General features: G+C 56.4%; 9 protein-coding genes and 1 rRNA gene. 9 read left to right on the forward strand and 1 reads right to left on the reverse strand.

Annotated elements, in window-relative coordinates; genetic code table 11:
* The 9 genes from rrf to L7A20_RS11660 form a co-directional block, all read left to right on the forward strand.
* Window positions 1-113: ribosomal RNA gene (gene rrf, locus L7A20_RS11620) — 5S ribosomal RNA — on the forward strand; the annotation flags it as partial.
* A gap of 251 nt (window positions 114-364) precedes the next feature.
* Window positions 365-1,699, forward strand: coding sequence for a tetratricopeptide repeat protein (locus L7A20_RS11625; RefSeq protein WP_237223646.1), 1,335 nt, complete (start codon window positions 365-367; stop codon window positions 1,697-1,699).
* Window positions 1,699-2,688 carry an HAD-IIA family hydrolase gene (locus L7A20_RS11630; protein ID WP_237223647.1) on the forward strand — a complete coding sequence of 330 codons (990 nt, stop codon included), beginning with the start codon at window positions 1,699-1,701 and terminating at the stop codon, window positions 2,686-2,688. Before L7A20_RS11625 ends, L7A20_RS11630 begins: the two co-directional genes overlap by 1 nt.
* The gene (locus tag L7A20_RS11635; protein ID WP_237223648.1) at window positions 2,681-2,881 is read left to right on the forward strand and encodes a hypothetical protein; all 201 of its coding nucleotides are present in this window, start codon (window positions 2,681-2,683) and stop codon (window positions 2,879-2,881) included. The genes L7A20_RS11630 and L7A20_RS11635 overlap by 8 nt, the downstream gene beginning before the upstream one ends.
* Window positions 2,882-2,909: 28 nt before the next feature.
* Window positions 2,910-3,662 (forward strand): TlyA family RNA methyltransferase, encoded by a 753-nt coding sequence (locus L7A20_RS11640; RefSeq protein ID WP_237223649.1) that lies wholly within the window; start codon window positions 2,910-2,912, stop codon window positions 3,660-3,662.
* 91 nt (window positions 3,663-3,753) lie between these two features.
* Complete coding sequence (locus L7A20_RS11645; RefSeq protein ID WP_237223650.1) at window positions 3,754-4,749, forward strand: NAD kinase; 996 nt, start codon at window positions 3,754-3,756, stop codon at window positions 4,747-4,749.
* 23 nt (window positions 4,750-4,772) lie between these two features.
* Window positions 4,773-6,479, forward strand: coding sequence for a DNA repair protein RecN (gene recN, locus L7A20_RS11650; RefSeq protein WP_237223651.1), 1,707 nt, complete (start codon window positions 4,773-4,775; stop codon window positions 6,477-6,479).
* A 357-nt stretch (window positions 6,480-6,836) separates the two neighbouring features.
* Entirely contained in the window at window positions 6,837-7,403 is a 567-nt protein-coding gene (locus L7A20_RS11655) for a hypothetical protein (RefSeq protein ID WP_237197815.1), read from the forward strand.
* Between the two features lie 897 nt (window positions 7,404-8,300).
* Window positions 8,301-9,308, forward strand: coding sequence for a hypothetical protein (locus L7A20_RS11660; protein WP_237212226.1), 1,008 nt, complete (start codon window positions 8,301-8,303; stop codon window positions 9,306-9,308).
* A gap of 169 nt (window positions 9,309-9,477) precedes the next feature.
* Here the strand turns inward: L7A20_RS11660 and L7A20_RS11665 are convergent, their stop codons facing one another.
* Window positions 9,478-10,239, reverse strand: a complete 762-nt coding sequence (locus L7A20_RS11665) for an IS3 family transposase (RefSeq protein WP_237223652.1) — start codon at window positions 10,237-10,239, stop codon at window positions 9,478-9,480.
* Window positions 10,240-10,329: the final 90 nt, after the last annotated feature.

Here is a 10,329-nt window from a genome sequence, read left to right on the forward strand (position 1 = left end):
GTGGTTATAGCGAGAGGGAAACACCCGGTTCCATCCCGAACCCGGAAGTTAAGGCTCTTTGCGCCGATGGTACTGCACTGGTGACGGTGTGGGAGAGTAGGTCACCGCCGGTTTTTGATTGGGATACTGGAAGGTCCTGGACTGTTTGTCCAGGACCTTTTTGTTTTTGGGGTCTTGGGCGTTACGTCCAGGACCTTTTTGTTTTAAAGCGCCGGCCAAGCGTGAAGCTGTGTGCCTGAAAACGCACCGGTAAGACCAGGCAGCCCCTACGCAAGGTACCCCAAGCCAGATAGACTAGAACCTAGCATTAAAAACAGGGCAGAAAAGAGCCCAACCCCACCACAAACACCATAGAGGAGCTCACTTGGCTGAATACTCACGTAACCACTCAGATAAAAACCGCGGTGGCTACAAGAAGAACAACGACCGTAACTCCTCACGCCCCTACCGCAGCGACTGCTCCGACCGTAACGAAGGCGGCTACACCAAGCGCGACGGTGACCGCCCCTACGGCGACAAGAAGAAGCCCTATGATAAGAACCGTGGCGGTGGTAAGCGCTTCGACGACCGTAAAAACAACGGTAACGGCCGCGGCGAACGCTCCTTCGACCGTAAGGGTAATGGCCCCCGCAAGAACTTCGACCGCGACCAGAATAAGCGCGGCTTCCAGGGGGAACGCAAAGACCGTAACTTTACTGCTGAGGCCAAGAACCCCAGCGGTGACTACCGTCCGTCAAAGAACGCACCCGAAATCGATACCGACGTCACCGGTAAAGAGCTTGAAAACTGGACTCTGCGAGCCCTGCGCCAGCTAGAAGCCCAGAACGCTGATACAGTGGCTAAGCACCTGGTCATGGTGGGGCGTTACCTCGATATCGACCCCGACTTTGCTCTTGAGCACGCTGTTGCTGCCTCAAAGCGAGCTGGCCGCATTGGCGTCGTCCGCGAGGTCGTCGGTATCGCCGCCTACGCCGCTGAAGACTTCGAGCTTGCCCTACGCGAGCTGCGCACCCACCGCCGTATCTCAGGTTCCAACGAACACCTGGCTCTGCTCGTCGACTGTGAGCGTGCCCTGGGCCGTATCGAAAAGGCCCTGACCCTGGCAGAAGAAGCCAAGAACGAGGACGTGCCGGCGGGCGTCCGCTCCGAGGTCGCTATCGTGGTCTCCGGTATCTACAGTGACCAGGGGGAGCTGAAGAAGGCTATCAAGGCACTTGAGATTCCCGAGCTGAACCCCAAGCGCGGCTTTGACTACTCACCCCGCCTCTTCAACACCTACGCAGAACTCCTTGAGCAGGACGGCCGCGCAAAAGAAGCTGCCCGTTGGGCCCGCCTAGCCCTGATGACCGAAGCTGCGCTGGGTCAGGGCGACTTCGTCGAACCTGAGATCTTCGATATCTTCACCGAGCAGGACCTGCTCGAACCCGAAGAACCCTCCGTTGACCTCGAAGCGGCTGAAGCTCAGGCTCCTGCTGAGACCGAAGAGATAACCAATGAGGCAGAGGAAGCGGAGGAGAGCGAAACCCCGGCTAACGCAACAGAGACCGAGTCAGTAGCCGAAGAAGCAGGCGAAGACGGCGCCCTCTTTGAGGTCGACGAGACCCCTGCCAGCGCTGAAACCGTGGTAAGCGAAGAACAGGCAGAAGAAGAAGCCCTCTTCGAGCTTGCTCCTGAAGCTGTTGAGGGGGATCGCGACTAATGCTGCTGGCAGCGCACGACGCGATTCTCTCAGACCTTGACGGTGTTGTCTACGCAGGGCCCATCGCTATTGAAGGCGCCCCGCAAGCTCTGAACAGGGCCCAGGAAGCCGGTGTGCCGGTAGCCTTTGTGACCAATAATGCCTCGCGTAGCGTCCAGGCCGTTGCTGACCATCTGGTGGAACTTGGTGTCAAAACCGATGCTGAGCACGTCATCAGCTCGGCGCAGGCAGCAGCTGAGTTGCTCAAGGCCCAGCTACCTGCCGGGGCCAAGGTACTGATTACCGGTGCTCAGGCTCTAGCTGACTGTGTGGCTGCGGCAGGTCTGACCCCCGTTAGTAGCCAGGCCGATGAGCCGGTTGCGGTTGCTCAGGGCTTCAACCCCAAGATTATTTGGGAAGACCTGGCAGAAGCCGCCTACACTCTGGCTGATGAGAAGGTGCTGTGGGTTGCCTCCAATACCGATTTCACTATTCCTAAGGAACGCGGTATCGCCCCCGGTAACGGCACCCTGGTGGGGGCGGTAGCAACAGCAACCGGGCGAACCCCGCAGGTGGCGGGGAAACCCGAGTCCCCGATTTTTGTGACCGCAGCTCAGAAGCTGAACTCGCAGCGGCCCGTGGTGGTGGGTGACCGTCTGGATACCGATATTCAGGGCGGCAACCGGGCCGCCATGGCGACAGCCGTGGTGATGACAGGCGTGGAGACCTACCAGAGTATTCTTGCTGCAATTCCGATGGAACGCCCCACCTACATTCTGGAAGACCTCAACGGTTTCTTTGAGGACTACCCCCAGATCCAGGTACAAGCTACAGCAACCGGTATGAGCGCCCGGGGCGCAGGCTGGTCCGCTGAGGCAACCGACACCGAACTCACCATCACCGGTGAGGGCAGTGAGATTGATAGCTGGCGTGTGGCCTGCGCAGCCTGGTGGGCTGCCCACCCCGATGCGTCCGCCCCGGTGTCTCCTAGCCAGGTGCACCGTGGCTAAGGGCGCGGACGAAACCGCCCAGAGTCTCGAAGAAAAGGCAGTTTCGGGGCTACCGACTGAAGAAGCCGAGGCTCTCGACCCCGAGTTCGAGGCGGCGCTGACAGCTGCCCTGGCCCTGGACGCCACCGAACGCATCGAGAGGCTGGGCCAGCTGGCGTCCGCCCTCAAAGAAGACCTAGATTCAAGCCGCTAGAGCCGAGTACGGAGAGGGAAGGAAGAACATGCGACTGGACCAGTACATGGTGCAGGCAAAGATTGCCCGCTCCCGCACGCTGGCAGCCAAGATGGTTGAGGGCGGGCACATCAGCGTGAACGGCCGTACCGTGACGAAGCCAGCCCAAAAGCTGAAGGAGGGGGACCGCGTCCGCGTCCGCCGCAGCGAGCTGACCGAGTATGTGAGCCGCGCCGGGCATAAGCTGGCCGGGGCGCTGGACGCCTTCCCCGAGATCACCGTTGCCGGTAAATTCTGCCTGGACGCAGGCGCCTCTACCGGCGGCTTTACCGACGTGCTCTTGCGCCGGGGCGCCAGCCGGGTTGCGGCGGTCGATGTGGGGCACGACCAGCTGGTCGAACAGATCCGTAACCACCCGGCCGTTGACGTTTATGAGGGCATGAACGTGCGGCACATGAGCCCCGAGGACATCGGCGGGCAGGTTGCCCTTACGGTCTCAGACCTGAGCTTTATCTCCCTAACCAAGGTCGTTGAGCCGCTGGCTCGGGCAACGGCCGCAGGCGGGGACCTGCTGCTCATGGTCAAACCCCAGTTTGAGGTGGGCCCGGCCCGCATCGGCAAGGGCGGGGTAGTGACCGACCCCGAGGTGAGAGCGGACGCCGTGACGTCCGTCCGCGCAGCAGCGCAGGACGCCGGCCTGCTCGTGCTGGGGGAGAAGGAAAGCCCCCTGCCGGGGCAGGACGGCAACGTAGAATTCTTCCTCTGGTGCCGCAAGCCTGACGAAACAACCCCCGCTTCGTAAGACACCCAAAGTCGAATAGATATTCGAAAAATCCGGTGTGTTGGGCCTTAGAAAAACAGCAAAACCGCCTACGGTCAGCTAGCCTAAAAGTGTGAACGAAACACCTGACACCGCCCTCATACCCCAGCAGACCAAGACGCCGGGGGAGCGCAATATTCTTGTCTTCGCCCATACCGGCCGTCTTGAAGCCCGCAACGCTGCTCGTGCTACCTGCACGCAGCTGCACCGGGCTGGCCTGGTGCCCGTGATGAACCGCGCTGACCTGGAAGCCCTGACCGAAAAGTGGGAGAACCCCGTCCCTGTGGCGGTGGCCCACGAGTCTGTGGCGCTCAAAGACATTGAGCTGGGTATGGTGCTGGGCGGTGACGGGTCGATTCTGCGCGCAGCCGAGATGATTCGCCACACCCAGATACCCCTCATCGGCGTCAACCTCGGCCACGTAGGGTTTCTTGCAGAGGCCGAAGAATTCGACCTGACCGAAACCGTTGAGCGAGTGGTCTCGGGCGACTACACGGTCGAAGAGCGCATGGCGATTGATGTGAAGGTTTGGGACGGCAGCAAGAAAATTCTTGAAACATGGGCCCTCAACGAGGCCAGCGTTGAAAAGGGCAACCGCGAAAAAATGATCGAGGTGGTCATTGAGGTAGACCGGCGCCCGCTCTCGTCCTTTGGCTGTGACGGCGTGGTGCTGGCAACCCCGACCGGATCAACCGCCTACGCCTTCTCTGGCGGCGGCCCGATTGTCTGGCCCAGTGTTGAAGCTATGCTGATGGTGCCCCTCTCAGCCCACGCTCTTTTTGCCCGCCCCCTGGTGACCGCACCGACCTCGATGATGGCGGTAGAGCTGATCTCCACCAACGGGGCAGAAGGTGTGCTCTGGTGCGACGGACGCCGTACCCGCGACCTGCCTCCCGGGGCCCGCGTCGAGGTGACCCGTTCGTCCAAGCCCGTCCGCCTGGCCCGTATGCACCCGGCCCCCTTCTCAGAGCGCCTGGTCAAGAAGTTCGAGCTACCCATTGCGGGCTGGCGCGGCCCCCACACTCCCGGGCCTGCGACCAGCACCCTGACCGTCATCCGTAACGACTAACCTCGTCAAGAAAGTTTTCCCACGTGATTGAAGAAATTCACCTGCGCGATTTGGGCGTTATTACCGATGCCCGCCTGCCTCTTGAACCCGGCTTCTCGGTGCTGACCGGTGAGACGGGTGCCGGTAAAACCATGGTCGTGACGGCTCTGGGCATGTTGCTGGGCGCTCGCTCCGATGCCTCTAGCGTGCGCAACGGCGCTAAGAATGCCCTGGCTGAGGCCGTTATCCGCCTGCCTCAGGGGCACCGCGCCCTAGCCCTGGCCGAGGACGCCGGTGGTTCGGTTGAGGAACTCGACGGCGGTTCTGCTGAGCTACTTCTGGCCCGCACCGTCAGCGCCGCCGGTCGCTCTCGCGCCCACGTGGGTGGTGTCTCTGCCCCTATCGGCACGCTGGCAGATATCGGCCATACTCTGGTTGCGGTCCACGGCCAGTCCGACCAGCTGCGCCTCAAGGACGCCGCCGAACAGCGTCACGCTTTGGACTCCTACGCCGGGAAAAAACTTGAAAAGCTTTTGGCGGCCTACACCGTCAACTACGAGCGCTACCGTCAGGCTGCCGGGGAACTTCGCGACGTCCGCGAAAATACCCGCGCCCGCGCGCTGGAAGCCCAGACCCTGCAGGGGGCACTAGCAGAAATCGATTCGGTGCAGCCTGCCGAGGGCGAAGATGAGGCCCTGCGGGCAGAAAGCCAAAAACTGGCTAACGTTGAGTCCCTGCGTCTAGCTGCGGCGACGGCGTCCGCTGCCCTGTCGGGCACCGAATACGGGGACGCGGACGAGCCCAACGTGCTGGGTCTGCTCGATGCCGCCCGCACAGCCCTGGCCGCTGAGGCAGATGCGGACTCCGACCTGGCAGCTCTCGCCGGGCGTCTCAACGAGGCCCTAATCCATGTGACCGACATTGCCGAGGAAATCTCTGCCTACACCTCGGGGCTCGATACCGAGGGGCCAGAACGCCTGGCTGAGGTTGAACACCGCCGGGCTCAGCTCAAGAGCCTGACCCGCAAATACGGGGCAGATATCGCCGAGGTGCTGGCCTGGGCAGAAGAGTCCCGCGCTCGCCTGGAAACCCTATCCGATGACCCGGCCCGCCAGGAGGCCCTGGAAGCCGAACTGCGTCAGCTGCGCGAGACCCTGGGGGAGCAGGCTGCGGAGCTCACCGACCTGCGCACCAAGGCAGCCCGCAAACTGGCAGCGGCCGTCAGCGAAGAACTCTCAGCCCTGGCCATGCCGAACGCCTCACTGGTGGTTGAGGTAGAAGAAACCGAAAAGTTCCACCGCTACGGTAAGGACGCGGTGACTTTCATGCTGGCTCCCCACACCCAGGCCGTGCCCCGCCCTCTGGGCAAGGGCGCCTCGGGCGGTGAACTCTCCCGCGTGATGCTGGCCCTCGAAGTGGTGCTCTCAGAGGTAGACCCCGTGCCCACCTTCATCTTTGACGAGGTGGACTCAGGCGTCGGCGGTAAGGCAGCCATTGAAATCGGCCGCCGCCTCGCCATGCTGGCCAAAAACGTGCAGGTTCTGGTCGTCACCCACCTGCCCCAGGTCGCAGCTTTTGCTGACCAGCACATCCTGGTGCGCAAAAACGAGGACGGTTCCCTCTCCCGTGTGCAGGTGCTCACCGCTGAAGAGCGGGTAGTAGAGCTTGCCCGTATGCTCTCAGGCCACGACCAGTCTGCAGCAGCCCAGGAACACGCCCGGGAACTCCTGGCGGACGCCGGCCAGCTTTAGGTGGGAGTGGAGCGTGGCGCTCGTTTCTTTTTCCTGTCTGATAGGGGTGAACTGTTGATACATACTCTTTTTAGTGGAACCTGGCTCAGCAGGTATGAAAAAGCCTGATATTGAGCAGGCGAACTCACAGGGTTTGGCGATTGAACGTGGAGCCGACGGCAAGCAGAATATCTACTATGCAGTAACGTCTAAGGACTGGACAGCCCCTGGGGAATTTAAGGCTTTTATAGCCCGGGGACTACAAGTGCAGAAATGATTGCCCTAGCCTCTCTAGGGCAGGTCTGAAGATGAGGTTCTTGCCAGAAAACCCGAGATGGCAACCGAGCCACTCATAGAAGGTAATGGTGAGGTATCGCAATGAAAAAAATGAAATCAGTAGCCAGTTTGATGCTAGCTGGTGTGGTGTTTGCAGGGTGCGCTGTGTTGCCACAGGTTCAGGAGGATAAGGCTGTGGAGACACCTTCAGTTGAGGCTATTGGGGAGGATTTTAGGCAGTCGGTTCAGTTGACTGCTGCTGCGACCGGTGTGCCGGAAGGGGAGTTTACCTATATTGGTGGGCAGGTGTATTCGGCTGCTGAGTTGGATGGGGATCTTGAGGACTTCAAAATGGTGTGCGGAGATAGAAAAGACGGCGGTATGTTATTTAGCTACATGGCGACGATTCGTTCTAGTAAGGTCTATGGTGTTGATGACTGGTCTGCTCAGGCTGAGCGTATTCGGGCTGAGTGGGAGAGATTGGGGTGGGATGTGAAGAATGCTCCTGGGGGTACTGGGCAGAATCCTGGTATTACTCTTGCTGCTACTACGCCAGCTGGAGTGGAGGTTTTGTATTCGGTGGCTGTGGGAAATAATGATTATATTGATGTGTATGGTCCTTGTGTTGAGGGCCTTGAGCCGCAGTCTGGAGAAACAGGTACAAACTAAATTATTACGAACAGGAACATTGAGGCTTATTCAAAATTCCCTCCAGCAGTCAAAAACACCAACCCCCCACACCACCGAAAACGCCCGCCCACACACACCCAACGGCCGGCTGAACCCAGTATGCAGAACCCGCCACGTCTTGATCTGAGCACTAACCCTCTCCACTATTGACCGCAGCCTGTTAACCACCCGGTTATTCTTCTTTTCCCCCCCCCACGGCCAGCTGCTGGCCAGGCTTACGTTTTGTTGGAGCGATTAGCCCCAGACCCACATAACCCTCATCCGCCAAAGTTGAAGATTCAGGAACCGCTCGAACCTATGAGCACCGAAGGCATGAGCATTATGTCTAGTTCCAGGAAAAGGGTCGGTGATAGCCAGGGCCTGCCATCGGGGGGGGCAGGCCCCTGGTGGTTAAACCCGGCTCGCTTATGTTTCCCAGAGAAGTTTGTCTTACCTCATGAACGCCAGTTCCTGATGGGTACAAGTGTTTCGTCAATAACCAGTGAACCAGGAATCGCGAGTGCTTTTTCAAGTGGTTTTACATTCGGTGAGGTTATGGTGGTGGTGGAGCAGGGTGATTTTGAGGGCTTGGGCGAGGGCTGTGTGTAGCGTGGTGAATTGCCTGGCTGTCAGCTCGGTTGTACGCTGGTGTGGCAACGGTCTTTCCGGTAGAGCTTGAGGTTATATGTAGAGATTTAACGCTCATATTTTGGCGCCGGGTGGGGCCGTTGTCTAGTTGGTGGGTGCGGGGTGTGTTCTTACTTTTGAATGAGCCTCACAAGCTAGACTGTCCGTGAAATTTATTAATATAAATTTCAGCAATACTCACCCATCTCCATATGCCATGGTCTAACAGCCAAAATCATAGAAGCAAAGATCACCAAAAGGGATACATAAATGAGCAATATCAAACCTGAGCAAGTTCAGAAACTCAAGCAACTAAGTAAATCTCTCCATGCTCTCTCAATAGAGGAAGCCGAAAGAAAAATCACGCAGGAACGCAACGCTGCGAGAAAACGCGAAAAGGAAAAACGTGAGCGGGTCAAGCATCTAAAAAAAATAAAAGGAAGCAGGCAGGGGTTCAACTTTACCAAAGAAAATTTAGTTGAAACTGTTCACTGGCTCGAAAACCACAGTGCTATAAAATATCAGCCTGATATTTATTTAATCGATCAAAAAACAACTAATATTTTCAAGCGTGAACATTCATTAGCATCAAAATTAGATCTTTCCCTGTTGCCATCCATGGAAGGAATCATATTCCTGAGTGAAAGTATTGTTAGCGGGCATGAAGTAAAACATGAAAGTATAATTGTTCCTTCAGAAAGTGACAGTATAAAGACTCCAGGGGAGCCCATCGAAACTGTGACAGCCCTTCTTTGGGCTCACAAATCAAAATCAGTTTTGCTTAATTTATCTGTATTTCAAGCAAATATTTTCCAAGCCGAAGATATCCTCCTGCCTGAAACAATACGCACAAGAGTTTCTCTCGAAATACCAACTGCGCGTAATACAATTGACCTTACCTCGTCCAATATAACACTAATTGAACAAAAATTATATCAAATGTTTGGTTATATATTGACAAATATTGATACTCCACGCATGACAACTCAGCGCACTCAAGAAGTGAAAAACGTGCACTTCTCCAGCATTGATCCAGCTGATGTTCAGACAATAACCATCTCAAACTACAAGAATAATTCTTCGTCGTCAGACCCCGAGGGTCGAATCAAAAAAAGCCAGCGGGAGTATTCCCACCGATTCGATGTCCGGGGGCACTACAGAAACATCCGGGTAAGCAAGGATTCGGAAGAAACTAAAAAAATATGGGTAGAAGGGTATGTGAAGGGATCCACTGAAAAGCCATATGTAAAGAAGAAAAGAATTTGGAAAATTCAATAAATATCTATCATTTAAAAGCAGTGATTAGATACAATGCAGGCTAGAATTGCCTTACAGGGGTATGCATCTGGAATAGAAAATTATTATAATACCTTTATTAAGTATGTCTGTATCAGAATCCGTCAACAATGGTTACCACTCTGATATGTACGTGGTTTAGTTCCGACAATTATAAGACCACTAAAGCACCATCAACCACCTCCTGCGGAGTCCGATAACCAAGACTCTGATGCAACCGACCAGCATTCCACCAAGCAACCCAAGACGCAGTCTCAACCTCCAACTGACCAACTGAAGCAAAAAGGCGATTCCTCACCAGCTCAGCCTTATAAGCACCATTGACGGACTCAGCCAAAGCATTATCATAAGAATCCCCAGTCGAACCCACCGACAGTTGCACACCCAACGCTTTCAAACCCTGATTGTAATCCTGCGCAATATACTGCGAACCACGGTCAGAATGATGCACAATCTGCGTTAGATCAGAGCCACCCTTCTTCGCTTCAAAAAGCGCCTGCTTCAACGCCGTCAAAGACATCCCCAGAGTACGCATAGTTGAAGAAACACCCCAACCCACAACCTTCCGGGAAAACACATCAGTAATGAAGGCCGTATAGCAGAAACCTGAATAGGTTCTGACATAGGTGAAGTCTGCTACCCAGAGTCTGTTAGGTGCATCAGCGGTGAAGTTGCGCTGAACCAAATCAGGACGGTCATCAATCACTGTGGCCGCTCTGGTGGTCATAGGTTTACGACCCCGATGAGCACCAGCAACACCGGCTATTTTCATGAGTCGGTAGGTCTGATCCCGACCAATATCCCAGCCGGCACGCCTCATGGCGTGCCACATCTTGCGCACACCATACACGCCATAATTCTCTTCATGGATTTTCACCGGGACTGTCAGATTAACGGTGTAAACCCACAACAAATCTAGCGACCAGCCACCTGCGGCAACCGATCACCAAAAACAATAGCAAAAGCATTCAACGCCGGCTTCCACCGAGTCATCCACCGCCGA

The sequence above is a fragment of the Rothia nasimurium genome (assembly GCF_928381415.1).
Classification (GTDB): Bacteria; Actinomycetota; Actinomycetes; order Actinomycetales; family Micrococcaceae; genus Rothia; species Rothia nasimurium_H.

Bases quoted from the DNA above. Each gene is read 5' to 3' on its own strand.
- L7A20_RS11630 (WP_237223647.1), top strand. From the start codon at position 1,699: ATGCTGCTGGCAGCGCACGACGCGATTCTCTCAGACCTTGACGGTGTT.
- L7A20_RS11640 (WP_237223649.1), top strand. From the start codon at position 2,910: ATGCGACTGGACCAGTACATGGTGCAGGCAAAGATTGCCCGCTCCCGC.
- L7A20_RS11655 (WP_237197815.1), top strand. From the start codon at position 6,837: ATGAAAAAAATGAAATCAGTAGCCAGTTTGATGCTAGCTGGTGTGGTG.
- L7A20_RS11660 (WP_237212226.1), top strand. From the start codon at position 8,301: ATGAGCAATATCAAACCTGAGCAAGTTCAGAAACTCAAGCAACTAAGT.